Source organism: Xylanibacter ruminicola, from assembly GCF_900142525.1.
GTDB lineage: Bacteria > Bacteroidota > Bacteroidia > Bacteroidales > Bacteroidaceae > Prevotella > Prevotella ruminicola_A.
The window spans coordinates 1-22,104 of sequence record NZ_FRBD01000023.1; the positions used below are offsets into that span (position 1 = coordinate 1).

Genomic DNA, 22,104 nt, shown 5'->3' on the forward strand with positions numbered 1-22,104 from the left:
CGTCAATCAGCGTGTTCAGGGCCAGATTCTGCAACTCTAACTCACGAACGCGAGCTTCGAGTGCCAGTACCTCAGGAGATTTCTCCTCTTTCTTTTTACGTGCCATATCTTCAAGCGGTTTGGTATCCGCCTGCAAAGATACAACATTTTTTGATTTTCTGTACCGGCTTACCCAACATCTTATCGTACTTGGCTCAACATTGTAGTACTTTCCCAACTCTTCATAACTGTTGGTACCATTCAAATAAGCAGAAATAATCTCCGCTTTCTTCTCTTCTGGAATCCTTGGATTTAAAATTCTCATAAGTCTAACACATTTATTAAGTTTCTAAATGTGTCAACCTATATCAGTATAAGACAGATACCTAACTACTGGATGACGGCTGACGGGAAGTGTGATCCCAAAGATGCTGCAGAGTATCGGCAAACACTTGAAAACACTCTTAAAGAGCCTAAGAAAGGCATGCCTTTGCGAATGAAACAGGTGCTGCAGGCGCTGAAATCGGAGGCCGGAGTAAAAGCTTGTGGTGGCACCGCAACCACGCCACCGCCGCTGCCCAAGCGTCTACCGCCACTCATTAAGTTGCTAACCAGCAAAGTGCCCGATCTGTATAAACCCGCTGTGGCCAGCACCGTATTCCCCGCGCTGGGTGCACATCTCCATGGCGTAAAGTTTCGCTACTGGGATAATGTGGAACATGAGGCCACGTTTATGAACGTGCTCATCGGTCGCCAGTCTGTAGGTAAGGGCTCCATCAAGAAGCCAATAGATTACATCATGGAAGATATCAAGCAACGCGATGCGCCCAACCGACAGCGAGAGGCTGAGTGGAAGAAGAAAAATCCATCAGGCAAACAGAATAAGGATCCGCGCCCAGCAGACATCTGCATACAGATGCTGATAGATGACCTGACGGATGCGGTATTTAACCAGCGTATCGTGGATGTGAACAACAACGGTCAGCGCTACATCTACACCATTGTAGATGAGATAGATTCGCTCAAGAAGGTGACATCGAAGAACTCTATCGACGTTGTGGGCCTGCTTATACGTAAGGCTTTCGATAACTCTCTGGCTGGTCAGGAGCGCGTAGGCGCCGACTCTGTGAGCGGTATCGCTCCGCTGCGCTGGAACTTCAACGCCTCGACAACGCCTACCAACGCCCGTAAGTTTTTCTATAAAATGGTGAACGATGGTACATTGGGTCGACTGGACATATCGACCATCATCAAGAAAACGGATGATAGTTCGCCTCGCCCCGTTATTGGTATCTACGACGATAAGTTCGCTGAGGAACTGAAGCCCTATATCGACCGGTTGGAGGCTGCTAGCGGACTGATATTATGCCCGCAGGCCAAACGCCTGTCACTTGATATAGCAAACGAAAATGATGACGTTTGCCGTCTGTACGAAAGCGAGGCTTTCCGCATCCTGTCGTATCGTGCCAACGTGATTGCCTGGCTCAAGGGAATGGTGCTCTATATAGCCCACGGCTACCGCTGGGATAAGACCATAGCCGACTTTGTGCGCTGGAGCTCGCAGTATAACCTTTGGTGCAAGATGCTCTATTTTGGTAAGCAACTGGAAAAGGAACTGCGCGAGGAGATGGAGATTCAGCGCCAGTCTGGACCTCAGAACCTGCTGGAACTGCTGCCCGATGAGTTTACCAAAGAGCAATACCAGCTGATGCGACAGACTCAGGGGCGTGAAGGCGATGGAGAGTCAACGCTGAGAACGTGGGCCACTCGAGGCCACATTGTATTCGACGAAGTGTCGAACTGCTACTGTAAAACTGAGGAGTATAAATTAAAGTATAGTAAAAAAGAATAGATAATGATGACACCAAGAGGATTTAGGAACAATAATCCACTGAATATCCGCCGAAGCAAGGATAAGTGGAAGGGCCTCAGGGCCCAGCAGACTGACGCAGCATTCTGTCAGTTTGAATCGATGGAGTATGGTTGGCGGGCAGCTTTCTGGCTGCTTACGCGTACCTACTACCACACGTACCGGCTTTTTACCATCAGGGCGATTATCCAGAAATGGGCCCCGCCGAATGAAAACAACACGCGGGCGTATATTGATAATGTGAGCCGATTAACCGGCATCGCCCCTGATGAGCCCATCGGCATCCCATCGGATAAGCCCGCCCGCTGGATGGCTGTAGCTGCCGCCATGGCGATACAAGAAACCGGCACCACCGCCCTAGATTACTTTGCCATGCTGCGAGGTTGGGAGCTGTGTAGAAATGATGTATGAGGTATGACTAAAGGGGCTTATCTCTAAACGAATGTCCGCCGACAGGCTCCATAGATGGGGGTGTCGGCGGCTTTTCTTACCATATGTACACAAAAAGAACCGTCCCTTTTGTGTACATTCTGACGCTGCAAAGATACATATATATCTAATATGAGCAAACAAAAATACAAAAAAACTTCCATATTAATAAAAAAAAACGTATCTTTGCCCACAAATAACTTTAGAATATGAAAAAGAAATCAATCCTTTCGCTGATAATAGCGATGGTCTTGGTTCCAAGTGATGAAGACCTAAACAAGATAGATGCATTAATGGCACCCATTCATCTGCAAATAGTCAATAGCGAATTAGAATCTCGTCGTCTTTCCACTCTCCGAGACACCCTTCTTCCAAAACTTATGTCTGGTGAAATAAAAGTAGGTGATGTAAAATGATAAAAAAGGAGACAGAACTATGTATATACCACCGTTTACAGTAAGTGCTGAGGCTATCAATCTGATAGCAGAAATATCGGGTCAGATAGAACGCTATGCTATCCGTTTGGAGCAAGAAGATGGATTGCGACTTCGTAAGGTTAATCGTATCAAAACCATTCACTCTTCGCTGGCCATCGAGGGTAATACGCTGAGCGAAGATCAGGTTCGAGACATTATCGATGGCAAAAACGTAGTAGCACCTATCAAGGAGATTCAGGAAGTGAAGAATGCCATTAAGACATACGAGATGTATCCAACGCTCGATGCTTTTAAGGAAAAGGACTTGCTGAAAGCTCACGCCGTAATGATGCAAGCTTTGGTGGATAATCCTGGGCATTATCGACATGGAGGCGTGGGCGTGTTTGGCGAAAAGGGGTTAGTGCATCTGGCACCTCCTGCCGATCGTGTGCCCATGTTGATGGGAGATCTCTTTGACTGGCTGAAACATTCGAAGGACCATTTGTTGATTCGTTCTTGTGTATTTCATTTCGAATTTGAGTTTATCCATCCGTTTATTGATGGCAATGGCAGAACAGGACGCTTGTGGCAGTCGCTCATCTTAGGCAAACTGCACCCCTTGTTCGAGCATCTGCCAGTGGAGAATATGGTTTATAGTAATCAGCAGCAATATTATGATGCTATTACTGCCAGCACTAACGCCGGAGAGTCGGGGCCTTTCATCGACTTTATGCTGAACGAGATATATAAGACGCTGAAATCGCATCAAGGAGAGGAATTACCTACAGATGACACCAATCTTATCGATAAGGAGTTCGGTGCAAAGTTCGGTGTAAAGTTCGGTGTAAAGTTCGGAATAAAGTTCGGTGCAAACGAAAAGCAACTGCTACTTCTTCTCAATGAAACACCAGGAATGACTGCTAAAGAAATTGCGGAACATGTCGGTATCAGCAAACGAGGGGTGGAAAAACAATTGAAGAAACTGAAAGACTTTGGAGTTATCTCCAGGGAAGGCAGCGACAAGAGCGGGTACTGGATTATCAATAAGTAATAACGACAGCAACCAACAATCATTATGCAGGGAATCACAGAAGCCGAATACGGTGTATCTTTGCCCACAAATAACTTTAGAATATGAAAAAGAAATCAATCCTTTCGCTGATAATAGCGATGTTCCTTTCGAGCAATATTGCATTTGCTCAACAGTCAGACAAAGTATATCTGACAGCCGACGAAGTTCCTAATGCAGTTTATTGGCTGCCTTCGCCACCTGCACCTGGATCATCGCAGTTTATGTACGACATATCGCAGTATTACTGGGGAAAGCAGCAGCGACTCGACACGCTTCGAGCACAAAAGGCCATTCGCGAGGCTGCTTATGAAGTGGCCGACATGGTGCCGCAGTTCTGCAGTGCCTTCGGAATGGAGATTTCTAAACAGAAAACACCAGCCATCTACAAGGTAGTAGAGCGCGCTGTGCTGACTATCCGTTTGAGTGCAACAAAACCCAAGGCAACGTATATGCGCAAGCGTCCATATGTGTATTTTAATGAGCCAACATTGGTTCCTGCAGAGGAAGAAGAGTTAAGGACCAACGGTTCGTATCCCTCAGGACATACCGTTCGTGGATGGGGAATGGCTCTGCTGCTTTGCGAGATTAATCCTGCAGCACAGGATGCACTCTTTAAACTTGGCTATGAATGGGGACAGAGTCGCGTGATAGCAGGATTCCATTGGCAGAGCGACGTAGATGCCTCGCGTATGTTGGCCGCTGCATGTTATGCTCGCCTGCATACCTGCAAGCCCTTTCTCGACGATATGGCAGCCGCTAAAAAGGAGTTCGAGAAACTCAGCAGATAAAAAATGATTAATCCTATCTCGTTATTCATAGGTTGGCTGATGGATCTGGTGTTTGGCGATCCTGAGCGACTGCCGCACCCGATAGTGTGGTTCGGGCGAATGATTGCCTTTGGCGAGAAACGGCTGAACCGTGGGCAGTATCGCAAGCTGAAAGGTGCCGTAATGTCTGTAGTCTTAATCCTGCTGGTGTTTGGTGTTAGTTGGCTTATCCGACATACGTTACAAATCTCACTCCACACTCCTCTCTCCACACTTCTCGTTATTCTTTTTGATGCTATCATCGTGTTCTACTGTCTGGCAGGAACCACGCTTATCAAAGAGGTTCGCGAGGTGTTCTTGGCGCTGGATCGTTCGCTCGAAGAGGGTAGGGCGCAGGTGGCTCGTATCGTAGGTCGCGACACATCGGAACTTACGGCACAAGAGGTGCGTAAGGCTGCCCTCGAAACGCTGGCCGAGAACCTGAGCGATGGCGTGATAGCACCGCTGTTCTGGCTCATGCTGCTGGGCACACCAGGCATGCTGGCCTATAAGATGGTGAACACACTCGACTCGATGATAGGTTATCATACCGAGCGCTACCTGCAGTTTGGCTGCGTGGCGGCTAGAATCGACGATGTGGCCAACTATATCCCCGCCCGCCTCACGGCCTTACTGATGATAATGTTCAATGTTCCGCTCGGCTCTGCCGCTTGGCATCGCCAAGAATGGTCAATGTTCAATTTCGTCCATAAGTACGGACGATGCCACGCCTCGCCCAATAGCGGCTACCCAGAGGCGGCACTTGCCAGCATACTGGATTGCCGATTCGGCGGCCCGCACAAGTACTTCGGCGAAGTGTTTGATAAACCCTACATCGGCGAAAACGACCGCGAACTGACCACAGCAGATATGAAAACAGCTGTCCGAGTGAATCGAACAGCTGAAATACTGATGGTAGCCCTGGCGCTAGCCGTAAGCCTTATTCTGGCACATATATAATCTCACCGTTATCCAGTTCGTAGGCTATGCCCACGCGTTTACCCTTCGTGCCGTCGGCGTTCGATTGGTCTTCGCTGGGGGTGTAACGGTTTATCTTCTGACCTTCCTTAGTGATGATTTCCATGTTTTCCTTACCAGGATTCTTCACCATTGTGAAGTCCTCCTGCGAAAACATCTCTGTCATGTTGTAACGTGTGACGAGCGCCACCATCAGGGCAACGGCAAACACCATAGCTACATCGAAGAGGTTGCTGACTACCGACATCGGGTCGTCGTCATCGACCATATTGAGCAGGGAATGATTCTTTCTTTTCAACATCGCGCTTCTTATTTTTCGGTCAATAAATCAGCCAGGAACTGGAGGTTTACACGGTCGTGCTGATACCAGCGAGATTTTACCTGGCCTGTGATAAAGCCTATGGCTGCAGAGAATAGGCCCACAACTGTGGTGGCAAATGCTACTTGCATATTGTAAGCCATCGAGGCGATATCGCCAGTTGAGAGACCCACCAGGGCTGGGCCCATGGGGATGAGCGTACCCATGAGTCCGAGCATCGGTCCCATCTTGGCGAGTGTCTTGCTTGTGGCAAGATCGGCCATGGATGCTATCTCGAAGTCGGAGAGCAGTTTCTGCAGATGTGCCTCGCTGTTCTGATGTTGCAGCATGCGCTGTATGTGGTTGACTACGAGCGACTTCTGACCCTTGGGTAAACGTTTGGGTAAAGTAGAAACGGTATCTTTGTCGAGTGTGTTGAACTCTTGTTTCAACAGCGCTTCTGTTTTACGAACCGACAGGTATTGTCCGAAGAAGCTGCCGATAAGCAGCAGCGCGCGTCCGAACAGAATAATGAGAAGCACAATAACGGGTACTAACAAACCGGTAGAAATCCAATAAAGGATATCAGAAATGTAATGCATATCTTATGTTTTTATTTGTTATGTTTTAATCGAAAAATAGTAAATCCTGCGATGCCGCCCAGAAGCATCAGACTGAGCATGCCGCCAAGCGCGCCCCAGTTTACCTCGGAAATGCCAGCCACAGCCGTTCGGCCGTTTACCGTAGCAATGATGCCAAGAATAGCAATGAGGGCATTAGAGAGGAAGAATACCTCCAGGCGTAACTCCTTTTCAGGAATAAGCCACTTGATGGCCCATGCCAAGGCTGGAATAGCCAGTAATACCACAATAGCCAATCCGTAGGCGATGGTGGTGAAAGCCATTCCCGTTAGCCAGAACATACACCTGGTTTCGAGATGAAACAGGACGGGAAAGATGAGCAGACCAGGGAACCAGCGCAGTAGCCTGTAAACTAATATGGTGCGGCGGCGCACCTTGCCTGTATTCATCAGATGAACCGCCATGATGCAGTAAGCCATCTGTATGATGACCTCTATGCTTAGTATCACAGCGGTGTCAAGCATCAGCGCAGGATTGTTCAGCCAGTCATTCAGCTGCGACTTGCTCTGTTCGATGGCCCATTGCCATGTGAGGGCAACAAACAGGGCGCAAACCACCGAGATGGCGGCAACCATCCATGCCTTGCGATAGGTTTGCTTCAGCACGAAGTTGAAGCAAACCAATAGAATCATGACCCAGACAACGGTTTCCATCAGCTTTCAGTATTATCAGAATCCGCATAGTTCGCTGTCTGTCGGCGGCGACGGATCAACAGAATCATCAGAACGAGGAATACGATAACAACGATGGCTACAACCAGGTTGCTCACCCATGTGGTTGTATCGCTGGTAGCACTAAGCTCCTCCTTCTTCAGTACCTTACCATCCTTGTCGCTCACTTTCTCCTGGCGCACTTCGCTTATTTGCTTTTTGTAGGCCTGGGCCGAAGCGACATCCACCTTATCGGCTATGAAGTTCTGCAACTTCTGGTTGTCGCTCACCATCTGCGAGCCGCTGGCACCATACTTGTTTACCAGCTCCGTATGCAACTTGGCAATCTTGCTTAGTTGCGAAGCTGAAGCCTTCCAGTAGCCTTTGCGGGCCGACTCCATCATCACGGCCGTCATCTCCTGCAGGGCAGCAGGATTCTTGTCTTCGAAGAATTGGCGGGTGTTCAGATGGAACTGATCCTCGACATAGGTGTCATAGATGCCGTTCCACATCTCGTTGTCGATGGCTTCTGGTTTCATCACGTTCCATCCGAAAGTGTTCTGTACCAGTTCGGCAAAGACATTGGCATCGCTGGCGCCTCCCTGCATCTTCTCCTTGATATAGGTGGGATTGAAGAGCGTAGTGCGACTCTCGACACCAATGGCCTCCTTCACTTCCTGCATTTTTACGCGATTGCGGTTGCGATAGTCGGAGAGATAAGCATCGGGCTCTTTACCGGTTACGTTGCGAACAGCCATATTCATGCCGCCCATAAACTCATAGACGTGATCGAGCGACAACGCGCCCCATGTGTTCGACTGGCGAGGCTGAATCACCGCATCGGTATTTGCCAGCGCAGCCTCGAAAGCGTATTGGCGCATACTTTCCCATTGGTCGGCCTTGCCATAGAAGGCGCCCATGTTGTTGAGATACACTTCGGCCAGCTCCGACTCCTTCTCCCAGCGGTCGCTTGCCATCGTCATACCTTGTATGCCTGTGCCGTAGTTGCCGTTCACACCACCAAACACACGGTAGGTGCTCACTTCTCTGGCTTCCTTTGGCGATAGACCTTTATCCACCAGCACGCGTTCGGCCTCCATCACGCCTTCGGATACTCTGTTGGGATAGGCATCGTCCTTGGCCTGTGATGCCATTTCTACGGCGCGGGTGATGAGATACAGGCGTGAAGCTGCCAAATCGCGCAACTGACCTGAGGTCTGCACCACCACGTCGATGCGCGGGCGACCTAGTTCCTTTGAGGGGATGAGACGGATATCGGTTACTCTTCCGAAGGCATCGCGAATGGGTTCTACGCCCAGCATATAGAGGCATTGTGCAATAGTGGCTCCGCCTGTCTCGATAAACTCGCTCGACCACAATGTGTAACTTACCTTACGTGGAATGCTGTCATGGTGGCGTTGGCGATAAAGGCGGATGGTGTTCTCAGCCAGTTCCTTTCCCTTTTCCCATGCCTGTTCTGTAGGGCAGGTCTCTGCATTCACACCATAGAGGTTTCGGCCTGTAGGCACAGCATTGGGATTGCTGATGACATCACCACCAGGCGACGGGGCCGTATAACCTCCTGCCAATGCATTGAGCAGACTCTTCATTTCGATACCTGGCGAGGTGAGTAAGGCCGTCTTATAGTTGTTTACGTTGCGCATGGTGCGTTCTACTTCTAGTACGGCATGCGAGAACTCTTTGTCGGCCTTGGTTAGCATCGATGCTTCGGCTACCTTGTCGACCATTGCCTGCATGGCTGGCGACATGTTGGCCATCTTGCGGTCGGCGTGGGCATCAGATGCATGTCCCTTCTTTCCCTTCAGCATGCTCTCTTTCATCTTCTTGAGTTGCTCGGGCGAGGCACCCATCATCTTGGCGATGGCGAGTGCTTTCTTGGGATCCATGCCTTTTCCCATTTCACGCATCCTGGTCATATCTTTCTTTGATGGACCAGCGTGCTTCTGGGTCTTTTGCTTTGCAGGCACTTTCTGCTTGGCACCAGGCACCTCGTTGGCCATGCTCTGCATCATACTCATCATCTGCTGTGGCGCAGCAACGACAGAATCGATATGGTGGGCACGACGCAAGTCAGTCAGGCTGATATGAGCCATCTGGCAAATCTCGGCATCGGTTACATCAGCGGGACGGTTCAAGAGTTTGCCTACCAAAGCCTTGGCAGGATGAAGGTAACGAGCCGTAAAAACGGTTTGATGTTTCTCTACGTCGCTTGCTGCCCGCTTCTGCATTTTGTCGAGTGCCAGAAGGCTATAGGCAATCGGTTCGGTAGCCATAGCATAAACCGAAGAGTTGATGCGCTCCATATCGTAGGGAACGCCTAGCGTATAGAATCTACTGGTAATCTTCTCGTTCATCAGTTCCTCGGCAAAAGCCTCAACGCGTGCTATCTCAGCCTCGGTATAGGGCTTGTTCATAATAGAGTCAAGATGCAGTTCACGATGTATTCCCATCTCTATGGTGACAGCCTTAACTGCCAGTGAGGCCTTGTTGTTAGGTGCTTTGTTGTAAGCCTCGATGGCATTGCTCAGCTTGCTGTAGAGCGTGCGTAGGTTACTCTCCATAAAAGGCGGGGTGAGGTAGGATACCAGCGAGGCATAGGTGCGTCGTTTGGCAATCATACCTTCGCCCACATTACCAATGGTATAAAGGTAGAAGTGGGGTAATGCGCCAATGAGTCGGTCGCTCCAGCAATCTTGTGATAGTGCCACCTGTTTGCCTGGTGTGTATTCCAGCGAACCATGTGTGCCAAAGTGGATAAGCGCGTCGGCCTTGAAACCGTTCTGTATCCATAGATACTGCGCAATGTAGGGATAGGGTGGTGCGCTTTCTGTGCCATGTATCATCTTGAAAGTGTCGCTGCCTGTTCCGGCTGGCATCTGCGGCATCAGGACGATATTGCCCAGTTGAATAATAGGCAAACCGAGTGTCTCTTTGTCTTTAGCAAAATAGTTGCCAGGATAATCACCATTTACACGATGCATCTCTTCTTGCATTTTCTGGGTAAAGAGTTGCTTTGTCCACCCCTCGAAATCATGCTTGCTGACGAGCTGGGGTCTGCCCTCATTCATGAATTTGGCCTGTGCACCCTCGGCATAAGTGCCGAATATGCTACCAGAGCGCTGAATCAGCGTGGCGAGTGCATCGGGTGATGCCGGCAAACCTTGAATATTGTAACCCTCCTCACGCATCTTCACCAATAGATTATAAAGCGACGGCACGACTTCTAATCCTGATGCGGTGAGGGAGTTAGAACCAGGGCCTTTGAAATAGACAATGGCCACTTTCTTATCCTTGTTGGCAATGCGTTTCAGGTTGATGTGCTTATTGATGGCATCCACAAATGTCTCTAATCGTTCGGGTATGGTGTAGGCTTCGGGCAGTCCCTCCTTTCCCTCACGGATAGCAAAGAGCACAAAGGGGCGAATCATACCGTCTATTTCGGGCGTGACGATGCTCTGCGAGAAGAAACCTCCCTGCATGCCCTGTTTGTCGGCCTCCCAATCGGCAGTCATACGGTTCACGTTGACTGTAGAAAATAGCGGTATGTTCTGCTTCTTCAGGTAGTCAACCACAAAGTCGCCCATGCGTCCGTGCGCCATATTCACTATGGCGGCAGGCTGGATGCTGTCGATGGCCTGAGTCTTGATAAGTGTGCCCAGATCGCGAGTGGCATAGACTACGTTGCCGGTGGCTTCCAAGCGTTTGATGAGGTCGGTGGCATCACCCATCATACCTGTAATCAGAATACGAGGTACACCATCTTTCAACAACCCGTTTTCGCTGAGATACTGGTTGTAATCGCGGATGCAGGTAAAGTTCAGCTCTTCGGCCTCTGTGTTCTTCAGGTCAGGGTGGTATAGCAGCTGCGCTTCACGTTCTTCCACAGGTTCCACCTCATGCAGGAAAAAGAGCTTGCCGTCGACCTCGTTACGAAGGTAGTTCAGGAAATTGCGGTAGTTCTTTCTACCGCCAGCCGAGAGATATTGCTTTAACGAATCTGCGTCCCATTCATCGATACTGACGATGTTGTTGGCGGGATTAGTGGTGGCTGTGGTCAATACCTTCAATCCGTTATCGGCCAGCTTTTGCAATCGGGTGCGCTGTTCCTCTGTGATGCGAAGACCCATGCCGTTGATAAGCACTACATCATAGTTGCTCCAATCATCGATGTCGGCTAGCTGGGCTTCATGCAGACGGATAAAACTGTTGTCGTTGGCCTTAGATATCTCGCCAAGGGTGATAACCTGATAGTTCACGAAAGCCACATCTGTGCTGCTGCACATAGAACGCCAGAATGCGGTTAGCGCTGCTATGATTATCAAAGCTAGAATACTAAGGAAAATATACTTCTTCTTATATTTGATTCTGTTCATTTGTATCTGTTAAAAGAGTTTCTCGATATCTACTGAAAGTCCTACAGTAAGTGTTGTGCCAAGAGTGACTGGCGAGTTGGCATAGTAGTTCTTGGGGCGATAGTTAAAGAGGTTGTCTACTGCACAATTGAGTGTGATACCATTTAAGAATCGCTGTGAGAGGCTGAACTTCCAGAGTGAGTAACCGTCGTAATGGGTATTAGTCATTTCCTCTAAGGTAGTAGAGGTATATTCTGTGACATCGACAGCCGACAGGAAACGTCCCGACAAGGCTGCATATAGCCCGTAATTGCGGGTGAACTGATGGTCGTAATCCAGTCGCCAGGTCAGCGAATGCGGACGCGCTGCGGTGAGGTCGGGCTTCCCCTTTTCCACAATGTTCTTGACGAAGGCATACGAAAGTTTGGTGCTCAAACCGCTGATGTGGTGAAGTTGTGCATTGATGTCGGCACCTACAATCTGCTGTTTGGCGATATTGGTGTACATCTGTCCGTAAACCCCATCACGCTGCACCGTGGCGGTAGTGATGTAGTTATTAAAGAAGTTGTAGTGACCTGTAGCAGTTGTACTGTATCTGAAGTTGTAGCCTAAAGAGCCATGATGTTCCCACGTCAAAGAAAAATGATGGTTTGTTTCGCACTTCAGGTCGGGATTGCCGTAAATCATAAATATGCCACCCATAAAGAAATTCATGTAGAGTTCTTTAAGCGAGGGGGCGCGGAAGCTTGATGCATAGGATGCACGGATGCTGTGATGTGTGTTCTTCCACATACCCGCCAGCTTCCATGTGGGCTTTCCCGTTGCCGAGGCCGAGAAGTAGTCATAACGAAGACCGCTAATGAACTCCCAGTATTTAGAGGGCGAGTAGTCCCATTGTACAAACGCATCGAAACTATTCTGTGAACGATTGTTCTGATCATCGGAGAACTGATAAGTCATGAGGTAATCATTCATGTAGTCGGCACCAGCTATGAACTGCGATTGCCAAGATGGCAACTGCAGATGGTAAAGTGCACGCCCGATATGCTGACGATTGGAATAATCGCGAATGTCCTTATTGGTGAGCAGACTGAGGTCCGACTTATCGTACTGATCGAAGCTGTAAGCCACTTCTAGGTTTTGCAGCGAGTTGATGCGCCAATCGGCCTTCAGCCCGTCGTTCACATCACGATAGCGTTCGTGACTAACGGTACTCGACTCGCGTTCGCGGAAGAAGTAGCCTGCACGCCCAGTCAACTTCAGGGCATCGGTTACCTGCCAGATAAGGCGCTCCTTCACGTTGTATGACTTGCTGCCATAAGTGGGCAGGGATGAATCTTCGCCCAGATTAAGTGCATCGGCATCGGTCATCTGAAAGGTGGTAAGCGAGTTGACCTTTCCGAAGTTGAAATCAGCGCTGGCCCCATGTCGCCATTCCTTGGTAGCTCCTTCATAACGCGAGTTAACATTAGCCGCCCAGGTAGCAGAGGGGTCTTTGGTGATGATATTGATAACACCGCCCATGGCCGATGAACCGTAGAGTGTAGAGGCAGCACCCTTCACAATCTCGATACGTGAGACACTAGACAGATTAAGGCGCGAGAAATCGATGTTGTTCATCGACTCGCCAGCCATTCTCTCGCCGTCAATCAGAAAGAGAATGTTGTTTCCATCGTAGCCACCCATGTTGAGTACTTGCTGCCCCATCGAGTAGGTGAACTCCAAGCCCGGGATTTCCTGCTGCAGCATATCCTTTACGTTTGTGGCATCTACCTTCTTGATGTCCTCGGCAGTAATAACACGTGTCAATACCGGGATGTCTTTGAGTACCTTTGGGGTGCGTGTGGCTGTAACTACTACCGTTTCGAGTTGTAACGGGTCCTTATTCCAAACGGAGGTATCGGCAGGTTCTTCATCAGCGTAAGCTGTGCCACATACACACAGCCCTATCATAAATAGTATATGTAACTTTTTCAACACTTCTGTAGTTTTATTTAAAGTCTATGGGATACTTGTAATTAACTGTCATCCAGCCTTTTATCTGATAACTGTCGTTGCTCATAAAGTTGGCCAGCTGTATGGCAGCATAGGTGCCGTCGTTCAATCGCAGCAGCATCACGTTGTCGTTCATGGCATAGATGGGGGGCATGGTGCTGGTGTCAACCTCAACCCATTTGCCAATCTCCAGATTCTTGTGACCTGGGGCATAGGTAAGATAGCCTTCCATCATGTGCGACATGTCGACCGTAATACATTGCTCACTCTCTTCGTCCTCCACCCATGTTCCTTCTTGGGGCATTCCTGCGTTCTCTAACTCCTTGATAGAGTGATAGGGAGTCATCATCACAGTTGCACCGTTGGTCTTTACATCATAACGATGATGAGCGATGTCCCACTCGGCAGGTGCTCCCGTCTCGCTAAAATCATCGGTATTGATAGTAGAAACGGTAATGGTGGGTGTGGCGGTATGGAGGTTGATGTAAACCCATTGTGCATAGTCGGTGGCATCAATGTAGTATTGGCCTTCCTGAGTGTCTACATGAGGGTCGTCGTACACGCCCTCCAGCATGTCACAAGCTGAGAAAAGCCCCATAAGAGGGGCTATCATTCCCAGCAGGATGAAATGTTTATAATGATTCATTGGCAGCTCCATAAACTTCGTCGAAATCAGCCGCATTGAAATAGATGGTGGTGCCGCCCATCACACCAGGAACAGCAAAGGTAGCAACAAGTGTCTTGCCTGTTACTGTGCCTTCCAGGGTGGCAGTATATTCGGCAGTACCGCCTTGCATGCTTGGCATCAGGGTCTTGCCCTCGCCAACAAGTGAATATGAACCATCTTCTTTCTTTTCGATAGTTATTGCCTCGAAAGTAAATTCGCCCCATGTGGTTGAGGTGTAGCTGAGTGAGGCTGCCGACAGATCATCGTTTGCCTTGATAATTACTTTCTCGTCTTTTGTAGGCTGATAATGCTGGAAGTATTTGCTACTGGCGTAGGTTCCACCTGTATAGGTGCCTTCAACTACAGCAGCGGTTGGAATCTGGCCTACAGTTATGTTGAGCACAGTACCACCCATGACTGAAGGAATGTTGATGATGAAGCTCTGTGAACTCTGGTTGATGGTACCCGACACAGTTGCCTCGTAATCTTTCTTGCCGCTATGTCCTTCCATAGTTATGGTGCCTGTTGCAGCAATTTGGTAGCTACCATCGCTGTTCTGTGTCAAGTCGCTAACGGTAAAGGTTCCGTCTCCCCATGTATCTGAATGGAAAGTAACTTGCTCCTGACTAACTGTGATTGTTTCGTTTGCATCGTACATGGTGCCATAGGCAAATACCACTTTGCTCCATGTTTTGTAGGTTTGTTCTTCAAGTTTAATACCTCCATCATTACTGTCGTTTGAACACGAGGTGAACACAAGAGTCAGCATCAATGCTGCTGTCATAGAGAAAATATTCTTTTTCATTTTACCTTAAAAAATTAATATGTATAATAAATAATATTTGCCTTGGCTGATTTGCGAGTGCAAAGGTACAACGAAAATCCCGGCTGCACAATACTCAAAATTGGGTGTTTTGCTGCCGGGATGCAAGTAGACTCTAACTAAATATGATTAGTAAGAAGTGGGTATTTAAACGCCTTAAAAGCTGTATTTCAGTTTTACGAATATCTCCGAGTTATTATCGTAGACGGTAAATGTGCCGCGGTCGGCATGGAAAAAGTCGTAGCCCAGGGTGGCGTGCAACTGATCGTTCAGAGCATAGTCGGCACTCAGACGGTTGTAGATGCCGCCATTGGTAACATCGATATAGGCAAAACTCTGCAACGAGAGGGTGTTGTGAAGCAAATCTTTTGAAATGCGGAGTGTGGCAAGTCCTGTGTTTCGTAGTTCGCCACTTGCCACATATTTATGGGCATATTGGGCTGACAGCATCCAACCGTTGCCCGCATACCAGTCGATACCGATAAGAGCGTTGCTCGATGCTGCTCTGCCAAAGCTTTGCGCCTCGTCGAGGTATTCGGCAAATTCGCCCCTAATAACAAATTTTCCTGCAGGTATGGAGCAATCGGCACCCAGCATCGTCATGCGTTGATATTGACCGATGCCATCGCAGAATACCGGCATCTTATTCCAGGTATGTAGAGCCGACAGCGAGAAATCTATACCGCTGAGGAAGAACGAGAGTCGGCCTCCATACTCCATATTACACAGACGATGGTTTGGTTCATCGCCAATGGGAATGGGGCCTACTGACCATGGGTTCTTATCGTCGGTAGGCAACTCGAAGAAGCTGCTTACGGGAACGGCAACCGCCTCAAGGCACCATTTTTCGCGCGAGTAGCGCAGGCGCAGTCCGCCCACAGGTATGCGGATGTCATCGTAATCCTGAGCCAGGAACTCAGTATAGTCCATGGGCGAGATGATGTCGGTAAGTCGCAGTCCATCGGCTACGCCCCATGTGATGATTTGCCTGCCAGCTCGTGCATCCCAATGGTCGTCGCTATAATAGGCATAAGCCTCGCGCAACTGGAAACCTGAGCGATCTTTAAGAATGGCATTATGAACGAGATTGGCCGAGACGAATGCACCAGCATGGCCTTTCTCAAGCCTAACCTCGCCACGCACTCGGGTACGCGACGACATCCAATCGTTAGGCGACTCGGTACGCACGGCATGATAGGTGTCGACAAAGCCCTTGACGTCAACACGCAACGAATCCTCGTCCTGCGCCGAGGCAGAACGAGGAATAAAAAATAATACTATCGCTATAGTCAAAAGGTGTTTCATAAGCCTTTTTCGAGTTTGGCCACCGTAAACAGGGCCTTATCAATCTTCACGTTGTATTGCGTATTCTTGACCAGGATGACAGTACTATGCTCCGTCTGTACATTTTTCATCTCCATCTTCTGGATGGTCCAGAATCCTTGTATCTTCCTGACATCGTCGATGTTGAGCACACGGTGCAACTTGTTCAGCTTGTCGTAATACTCCACATAGGCAGCTGTGAGGCAGTCCTGACGAATCCACGACACCTTGCGGCTGTAAATCTCATGCTTGTCAACAGGCACCGATTCTACAACCCAGCATTTATGGCCGTTTTTTACCTCCTCGCGCAGCAACTTATGAGTATCCTCATCAACATGGCGCGACCCCATATCATCGTAGGTAAAGTCGGTTCCCATAAAATAGTCGGTCTTCGACGATGATCCGCTGATGCGGCGCGTCTTTTTCATGGCTGGCAGATAGAGCCACTTGGCATCTTCCTTGCCAATCTGATCGTAATCCCATGTGAGGAATCCCGTTCCTTTCACGTCGCCAGGGTAGGTAAAGAACATCATCTTCTTGGTATCTTTGCCCTCGTCTATGGCCCACGATGTTACCTTGCGCTGGCGGGTGGTGCCGTTCTTTTTCTTCAGCGTCAGTTCCAGTTCTGCATAGCGCGTGTCGCCATCAGGGCGGTCTTTTACTTTCTGGATGATGTCGCGCCCAGTTAACTTCTGCGCACTTGCGGCTGTTGCTCCCATCAGACAAAGAGCCAAAATAAATAATAACTTTTTCATATCACTATTCATTTATCACTATTAATTATTCACTTTTCACTTCTCTTCCCAAACACTTTGCATTTACTAACAAGAATAGGTGTTATCAGCAGGTCGGCAGCCAATGCCGACATGATGCCGATGATGGCTGTTAAACCGAAGTTGATACACATGATGCATGCCGACGAACAGAAACTGGCAAATACTGCCGAAGTGATGATTGAGGTGATGACAATGGCTACACCTACCACCCTGAAGGTACGGCGGATGGCACTATGGTAAAGATTGGTACGATCAAATTCCAATTTAGAGTGATTTATAAAGTGGATCGTATCGTCGACCGCCATACCTAGCATCATAGGTAGTAGGGTAGCCGTCATCATGTCGAGTGGAACTCCCATCCAGCCCATGTAGCCGCCAACGAATATGGCCGGCATCATGTTGGGTATCAATCCTATCAGTCCTACACGGATACTCTGGAAGGCTATCATCAGGATAACTCCGATAATCAATATTGAGATAACAAACGACAACATCTGACCACGTACCAGGTATTGCATCATGGTTACATACTGAGGAATGTTACCAACTATTGTTATCTTAGCATCGGGGAACAGTTTCTCGGCATCGGCCTGTATCTGCTGCATCTCGCGTTCTACCTGGGCCGAGTTGAAGTCGGAAATCTCAACCATCAGGCGCAGTCGGCGATAGTCGTAGTCCATCCAGTACTCTGACTCGGTGCCGCCCGCATTCTCATAGAGCACCATCATCTGTGCCACCTCTTCCTCGGTATCTGGTATGCGGTAATAGGCTGTGTCGCCGTTGTTAAGCGTCTGGTTGAGGTCTTTAAGTATGTCGAGAATCGAAGTGGTACGCTTGGTTAGCTTATAATCAGCCACCTTCTGTTGCAACTCGTCGAGATGCTTCAGGTTGTCGGGTTCCTTGGCCTCATCGTCGTTGGGCAGTTCTACTATCAGGTCGTATGAGTAGAGCGAGCCTAGTTCTGATCGGCCTACGTTCATAACCTCTTTAACGTAAGGCACATTCTCGCCCATGGTACGCTCGATGTCGAAGGCTGCCTCAATCTTCCACAATCCGATACACAACAGGATGCAGACTACCAGGAACGACCAGCCAATCTTATGCGGATTTCGTAGCACAGCATCGCTAAGATTAACCATCGCCTTGGTCCAGCGTGTATCGCTATCTTCGGTAAAACCTTCTATGGGGCGTTTGTTTTTTCCAAACGACAGCAATACTGGCGTGATAACCAACGAGGTAAGCAGCACAAACAATACACTCATAGAGCTGATAACGCCCACACAATGCATGGGGCGAATGGGGATGACCAGGAAAGAGAGTAGGGACACCAGGGTGGTGAATCCGCAGAAGAATACCGACCAGCCTATTTCTTTCATGGTTTCTACTATGGCCTTTTGGCGCTCGCCGTGAATACGCATCCTGCCTCGGAAATATGAGAAGATATGGATGTTGTAGGCGATGGCTACGGCAAAAGAAAGTATGGTAGGAATCATCAGCACCGTTGAATCTACGTACATCTGGGTGAATCCTGCAATGCCGTAAGTAATAAATAGTCCGCCCATAACTGATATGATAGGTGCTATAACGCCACGTAGCGAACGGGTCATACACAACATCACCACCATACAGATCAATGTGGCTATCATCATGAGGCGTCCCATTTCCTTACCTATATATACGGTTTTACAATGGGTAACGTAGGGCATGCCGGTGCCTTTGGGGTGGAGTGAGGCGTATTCGGGCTTCTTAATGATGTGTTCTACCTCTTCGCCTGTTATAATATCAGGTGCTACGGTACTTGTTTTTTTCCACACGCTGTCTTTGGGGAAGGCACGCAACTTTACCATAATCCACGACAGGTCGCCCTTTGCTGAAACCAGCTTGCGCGCTACGTGGGGCTTACTGTAGGCACGGGCACGGATGCTGTCCATTGCAGCAGTTCCATCTTCGGGAATCTCATCGGGCACAATCTGCTCGATGGTCATACCATCCTCGCTACCTACCATAAACTCGATGTCCGTCAGCGAGGTTACCTTATCGGCATACGACAGACTGTCAAGCAACTCATTAGATAGTGCACGCAGCGTGGTGAGATTCTTTTTGGTAAAGTGATTATTGCATTGTGTAAGCACGCCTACGTAATAATCATTACCAAAATGCGACTTAAACTCCTCGGTCTTAATAAGCATTGGGTCATCCTCAATGAAATAGTCGTCGAACGATGTCTCTTTAACCATGCGGTTCATACCTACTACCGATATCACTATCAGTAGCACAAATGCACAGAGTGCCATCCAGTGCACCCGCAACAGCTGCTCGGCAAATCGCGCAAACAGCTCGTTAATCCTTTCAATCTTCATTTTAATGTTTAATGTTTAATTTATAATGTTTGATGTTTATTCATTAGCGCTCGCCATCCAGCGAATTCAAACTGGATGTAGTCTTCTATGGCATCACGTATCTCCTGAGGCTTTAACTGATGCTTGATTACCTCTGAGATGAAGCTGAACATCCACACCGTATGCACATGATATGTAAATGGCGTGTGAATTACTCTCATCTCAGGAAAGTTGCGCTTCACTTCGTCCATAAACTTCAATACCTGATGTGTACATCTCTCTGTGTAGTCATCGATAAATGTCTCGAGCGATGATCCCTGCGCTTTATACATGATCAGAATCAACTCGTCGCGATAGTTGTTGATGAGCCGCAGATACTCCTGTGTGTGCTCCCTTACCATCTCATCGCTCTCGCCGCGTGCGTACCTTAGAAACTCTTTCTGGTCGTTCATGTTGTGATGCTCGTTCATCATCTGTTCTAACTCTGTGATGAGCGGTGCTACGATATGCCTGAACAACTCGTCCTTGCTCTTAAAGTAATTGTAGATATTGCTTAAACCAATTCCGCACCCTTTGGATATGTCGCGCATGGAGGTTTTGGTGTAGCCTTTCTTGAGAAACACCAACTTGGCTGCTTTAACTATCACTTCGCACTTATATTCCTTTTTCATCTGCATAATGTGCCTCCTTTCAAAAACGAACAATATTCCAATTTGTTCACAAAAAAAAGAGGACTCACGCTTGCGTAAGTCCTCTTGGCAGTTACTGTACCCGTCTGATGTCTATTATTCTTTATCATGATTTATTCAATTTCTCGACTGCAAAGGTACGGCGCTTTTTTGAATCATGCAATACCTAAAAATGATTATTTATTCTGGAACATATTATTTAATGTATTTTGCTACCAAACGTATGCCCAGATAACCCATCAAGGCTGTGGCTGCAACGATGAGCAGGAGTCCCCACCAGTAAGCCAGTAGCATCAGACCTTCGGCATAATCTGTGCCCAATTCCTCGGCTGCACCGTCATGATACCATTGGGTGCGCGTCCAGAGTGGGAGGAGCCAGCTGATGACTCCTATAGCGAGTACTGGATAGGCATAGGCTGGGCGAGAGGTAAGTTTCAGCACAATGTCGGAAAGAATACCTGCCGCTGCCATGATGACAAACGTAATAACATCGCCCTCGCCAGTAACCAATAGTACCAGACCGAATACCAAACCTAACAACGTGCCTGCACCAAACTGTTGCCAGCGAAGGCATACGTGATAATAAGAGAATGCTCCCAGCAATGCTGCTAATGAAGGGAAACCTACCCAGCAGAGCGGATGTAAATAACCAATAAAAGCCGTAGCAAATACAGTTACGACATACAGGGCAATGAAACCAAGAATACTGAGGTAATTGATCTTTTTCATTGTTTATTCGAAGCTATAAAAGAACGAAGGATAACCTTCTACAGTTGCAACTTTGGTTTCAATCTGACCTGTGGTAAGGTCGACAGTAGAGAAGCCATTGTACTCATCGTTGGCAGAACCATATACCATCTTATTGCCATGACGGCCCATAGCCACACCGTGACCATTAGAGTGGGGGAGACCGTCAATGACTTTGGCTGTCTTGTTATAGATGTCGACAATTACAGGTACACCCAGACGGGCGATGTAGGTGTTAGGATTGTCGGGGTCGAGCGCATAGGCAAATCCATAAGCATAGAGTTTACCATTGCCTGCGTAGCGGCACATAGCCAACAGGTTAACGTAGTCGCAGCTCAATCCCTCAATCTTAGTATGAGCAAAGTTGATGCTATAGCTCTCGTCAAACTCCGTCTGACCTTTCTTGATGCGGGCTATACCGGCATCGAAACCTGGGATATAGCCGAACGAACCAGTGCAGTTGATGTAGAGCTCGCCCTTCTCGTCTTCGAAGATAGACTGGTTGTCAATAGGACGTGTTGGTCCGCAGAGGCCCAGAGATGTGTTGCGAATCTTCTTGATGAACGAGTCGTCGGCTACGTTGTAAAGAGCCATCTCGAGTGCGTTTTCCTGTGGCATCCACTGGGAGTTGTACTGCTCGAGGGCAACATAGAGTATGCCGTCACGGATGTAAAGGGCTCCAGGATAGGCCGACACACCCTCGTTGCGAAGGCTTGACACATCGATGCGCGAGAGCTCGGTCATGGTTTGTGGATTGAATACGATGATCATATCCAGACTCTGGCAGCATACGTATGCTTTCTCGTTACTAGCTTCTACAACGATGGCTGCACTTGAATTAGCCGGGAGGGGCATGGAGCCTTTAAGTTCTAACTCGTTGGCATCGTTGAGGATGAAACGGCGCAGCTTAAGTTCGGTGCCGCCCATGTAATCGGGGAATACATAGATGTTGCCGCTCTTACACACACAGGGATACGAGCCGAAGCCAAGAGGAATGGCATTGGCATTGGTATAGTGAATACCGCCATCGAGTGTGCCCACACTCTGCAGATAGCCACTACCGCTATCGCCTGATGGATTGGTGACTGTGGTTGAAAAGAGAATCTTACCTGTTTCTGGTTCGCTACTGTTGTTACCCTTGTTGTTGTCATCACTATCGCAAGCAGCAAATGTAGCTGCAAGAGCTGCGATACAGAATAAATGTTTAATGTTCATGTTCTTGATAATTTGAAT

20 protein-coding genes are annotated in these 22,104 nt (G+C 48.5%); 6 read left to right on the top strand and 14 right to left on the bottom strand.

What is annotated here, in order from left to right; translation table 11 throughout:
• A partial coding sequence (locus BUB86_RS17295; RefSeq protein WP_139261642.1) for a transposase occupies positions 1–304 on the bottom strand: 304 nt, incomplete at its 3' end.
• 30 nt (positions 305–334) lie between these two features.
• Between BUB86_RS17295 and BUB86_RS14065 the strand changes: the two genes are divergently transcribed.
• The 6 genes from BUB86_RS14065 (at position 335) to cbiB (ending at position 5,532) form a co-directional block, all read left to right on the top strand.
• Positions 335–1,831: a hypothetical protein gene (locus BUB86_RS14065; protein ID WP_175549512.1), complete on the top strand. Its 1,497-nt coding sequence runs from the start codon at positions 335–337 to the stop codon at positions 1,829–1,831.
• Positions 1,832–1,834: 3 nt separating this feature from the next.
• A complete protein-coding gene (locus BUB86_RS14070) occupies positions 1,835–2,260 on the top strand; it encodes a hypothetical protein (protein ID WP_073210635.1) in 426 nt (141 codons plus the stop codon).
• A gap of 227 nt (positions 2,261–2,487) precedes the next feature.
• On the top strand, positions 2,488–2,694 hold the full coding sequence (locus BUB86_RS18055; protein ID WP_073210637.1) for a hypothetical protein: 207 nt from the start codon (positions 2,488–2,490) through the stop codon (positions 2,692–2,694).
• A 19-nt stretch (positions 2,695–2,713) separates the two neighbouring features.
• Entirely contained in the window at positions 2,714–3,745 is a 1,032-nt protein-coding gene (locus tag BUB86_RS14080; protein ID WP_073210639.1) for a Fic family protein, read from the top strand.
• Positions 3,746–3,828: 83 nt separating this feature from the next.
• Positions 3,829–4,554 carry an acid phosphatase gene (locus tag BUB86_RS14085; protein WP_073210640.1) on the top strand — a complete coding sequence of 242 codons (726 nt, stop codon included), beginning with the start codon at positions 3,829–3,831 and terminating at the stop codon, positions 4,552–4,554.
• A gap of 3 nt (positions 4,555–4,557) precedes the next feature.
• Positions 4,558–5,532 (top strand): adenosylcobinamide-phosphate synthase CbiB, encoded by a 975-nt coding sequence (gene cbiB, locus BUB86_RS14090; protein ID WP_073210642.1) that lies wholly within the window; start codon positions 4,558–4,560, stop codon positions 5,530–5,532.
• Here cbiB and BUB86_RS14095 read toward each other — a convergent pair.
• From BUB86_RS14095 to BUB86_RS14155, 13 genes are all read right to left on the bottom strand, one after another.
• Positions 5,513–5,818, bottom strand: coding sequence for a DUF2149 domain-containing protein (locus BUB86_RS14095; RefSeq protein WP_139261648.1), 306 nt, complete (start codon positions 5,816–5,818; stop codon positions 5,513–5,515). The genes cbiB and BUB86_RS14095 overlap by 20 nt on opposite strands.
• A gap of 41 nt (positions 5,819–5,859) precedes the next feature.
• Positions 5,860–6,450 (bottom strand): MotA/TolQ/ExbB proton channel family protein, encoded by a 591-nt coding sequence (locus BUB86_RS14100; RefSeq protein WP_073210646.1) that lies wholly within the window; start codon positions 6,448–6,450, stop codon positions 5,860–5,862.
• Between the two features lie 11 nt (positions 6,451–6,461).
• Positions 6,462–7,142, bottom strand: a complete 681-nt coding sequence (locus BUB86_RS14105) for a hypothetical protein (RefSeq protein ID WP_073210648.1) — start codon at positions 7,140–7,142, stop codon at positions 6,462–6,464.
• Positions 7,142–11,533 (bottom strand): cobaltochelatase subunit CobN, encoded by a 4,392-nt coding sequence (locus BUB86_RS14110; RefSeq protein ID WP_073210651.1) that lies wholly within the window; start codon positions 11,531–11,533, stop codon positions 7,142–7,144. Before BUB86_RS14110 ends, BUB86_RS14105 begins: the two co-directional genes overlap by 1 nt.
• 9 nt (positions 11,534–11,542) lie before the next feature.
• Positions 11,543–13,489 carry a TonB-dependent receptor plug domain-containing protein gene (locus tag BUB86_RS14115; protein WP_139261644.1) on the bottom strand — a complete coding sequence of 649 codons (1,947 nt, stop codon included), beginning with the start codon at positions 13,487–13,489 and terminating at the stop codon, positions 11,543–11,545.
• A 13-nt stretch (positions 13,490–13,502) separates the two neighbouring features.
• Positions 13,503–14,153 (bottom strand): HmuY family protein, encoded by a 651-nt coding sequence (locus tag BUB86_RS14120; RefSeq protein WP_073210730.1) that lies wholly within the window; start codon positions 14,151–14,153, stop codon positions 13,503–13,505.
• On the bottom strand, positions 14,140–14,979 hold the full coding sequence (locus BUB86_RS14125; RefSeq protein WP_073210653.1) for a calycin-like domain-containing protein: 840 nt from the start codon (positions 14,977–14,979) through the stop codon (positions 14,140–14,142). Before BUB86_RS14125 ends, BUB86_RS14120 begins: the two co-directional genes overlap by 14 nt.
• Before the next feature lie 174 nt (positions 14,980–15,153).
• Complete coding sequence (locus BUB86_RS14130) at positions 15,154–16,302, bottom strand: DUF1302 family protein (RefSeq protein ID WP_073210655.1); 1,149 nt, start codon at positions 16,300–16,302, stop codon at positions 15,154–15,156.
• The gene (locus tag BUB86_RS14135; protein WP_073210733.1) at positions 16,299–17,075 is read right to left on the bottom strand and encodes an outer membrane lipoprotein-sorting protein; all 777 of its coding nucleotides are present in this window, start codon (positions 17,073–17,075) and stop codon (positions 16,299–16,301) included. The genes BUB86_RS14130 and BUB86_RS14135 overlap by 4 nt, the downstream gene beginning before the upstream one ends.
• Positions 17,076–17,104: 29 nt before the next feature.
• On the bottom strand, positions 17,105–19,456 hold the full coding sequence (locus tag BUB86_RS14140; RefSeq protein ID WP_073210657.1) for an efflux RND transporter permease subunit: 2,352 nt from the start codon (positions 19,454–19,456) through the stop codon (positions 17,105–17,107).
• A 20-nt stretch (positions 19,457–19,476) separates the two neighbouring features.
• Positions 19,477–20,106, bottom strand: coding sequence for a TetR/AcrR family transcriptional regulator (locus tag BUB86_RS14145; protein WP_217653244.1), 630 nt, complete (start codon positions 20,104–20,106; stop codon positions 19,477–19,479).
• Between the two features lie 213 nt (positions 20,107–20,319).
• The gene (locus BUB86_RS14150) at positions 20,320–20,853 is read right to left on the bottom strand and encodes an MptD family putative ECF transporter S component (protein WP_073210661.1); all 534 of its coding nucleotides are present in this window, start codon (positions 20,851–20,853) and stop codon (positions 20,320–20,322) included.
• 3 nt (positions 20,854–20,856) lie between these two features.
• Positions 20,857–22,086, bottom strand: coding sequence for a hypothetical protein (locus BUB86_RS14155; RefSeq protein ID WP_073210663.1), 1,230 nt, complete (start codon positions 22,084–22,086; stop codon positions 20,857–20,859).
• Positions 22,087–22,104: the final 18 nt, after the last annotated feature.

Excerpts from the sequence above, each read along its gene's own strand:
- cbiB (WP_073210642.1), top strand. The coding sequence starts at position 4,558 with ATGATTAATCCTATCTCGTTATTCATAGGTTGGCTGATGGATCTGGTG.
- BUB86_RS14100 (WP_073210646.1), bottom strand. The coding sequence starts at position 6,450 with ATGCATTACATTTCTGATATCCTTTATTGGATTTCTACCGGTTTGTTA.
- BUB86_RS18055 (WP_073210637.1), top strand. The coding sequence starts at position 2,488 with ATGAAAAAGAAATCAATCCTTTCGCTGATAATAGCGATGGTCTTGGTT.
- BUB86_RS14130 (WP_073210655.1), bottom strand. The coding sequence starts at position 16,302 with ATGAAACACCTTTTGACTATAGCGATAGTATTATTTTTTATTCCTCGT.
- BUB86_RS14095 (WP_139261648.1), bottom strand. The coding sequence starts at position 5,818 with ATGGTCGATGACGACGACCCGATGTCGGTAGTCAGCAACCTCTTCGAT.
- BUB86_RS14135 (WP_073210733.1), bottom strand. The coding sequence starts at position 17,075 with ATGAAAAAGTTATTATTTATTTTGGCTCTTTGTCTGATGGGAGCAACA.
- BUB86_RS14145 (WP_217653244.1), bottom strand. The coding sequence starts at position 20,106 with ATGAAAAAGGAATATAAGTGCGAAGTGATAGTTAAAGCAGCCAAGTTG.
- BUB86_RS14110 (WP_073210651.1), bottom strand. The coding sequence starts at position 11,533 with ATGAACAGAATCAAATATAAGAAGAAGTATATTTTCCTTAGTATTCTA.
- BUB86_RS14150 (WP_073210661.1), bottom strand. The coding sequence starts at position 20,853 with ATGAAAAAGATCAATTACCTCAGTATTCTTGGTTTCATTGCCCTGTAT.
- BUB86_RS14155 (WP_073210663.1), bottom strand. The coding sequence starts at position 22,086 with ATGAACATTAAACATTTATTCTGTATCGCAGCTCTTGCAGCTACATTT.
- BUB86_RS14120 (WP_073210730.1), bottom strand. The coding sequence starts at position 14,153 with ATGAATCATTATAAACATTTCATCCTGCTGGGAATGATAGCCCCTCTT.
- BUB86_RS14080 (WP_073210639.1), top strand. The coding sequence starts at position 2,714 with ATGTATATACCACCGTTTACAGTAAGTGCTGAGGCTATCAATCTGATA.
- BUB86_RS14105 (WP_073210648.1), bottom strand. The coding sequence starts at position 7,142 with ATGGAAACCGTTGTCTGGGTCATGATTCTATTGGTTTGCTTCAACTTC.
- BUB86_RS14085 (WP_073210640.1), top strand. The coding sequence starts at position 3,829 with ATGAAAAAGAAATCAATCCTTTCGCTGATAATAGCGATGTTCCTTTCG.
- BUB86_RS14125 (WP_073210653.1), bottom strand. The coding sequence starts at position 14,979 with ATGAAAAAGAATATTTTCTCTATGACAGCAGCATTGATGCTGACTCTT.
- BUB86_RS14140 (WP_073210657.1), bottom strand. The coding sequence starts at position 19,456 with ATGAAGATTGAAAGGATTAACGAGCTGTTTGCGCGATTTGCCGAGCAG.
- BUB86_RS14070 (WP_073210635.1), top strand. The coding sequence starts at position 1,835 with ATGATGACACCAAGAGGATTTAGGAACAATAATCCACTGAATATCCGC.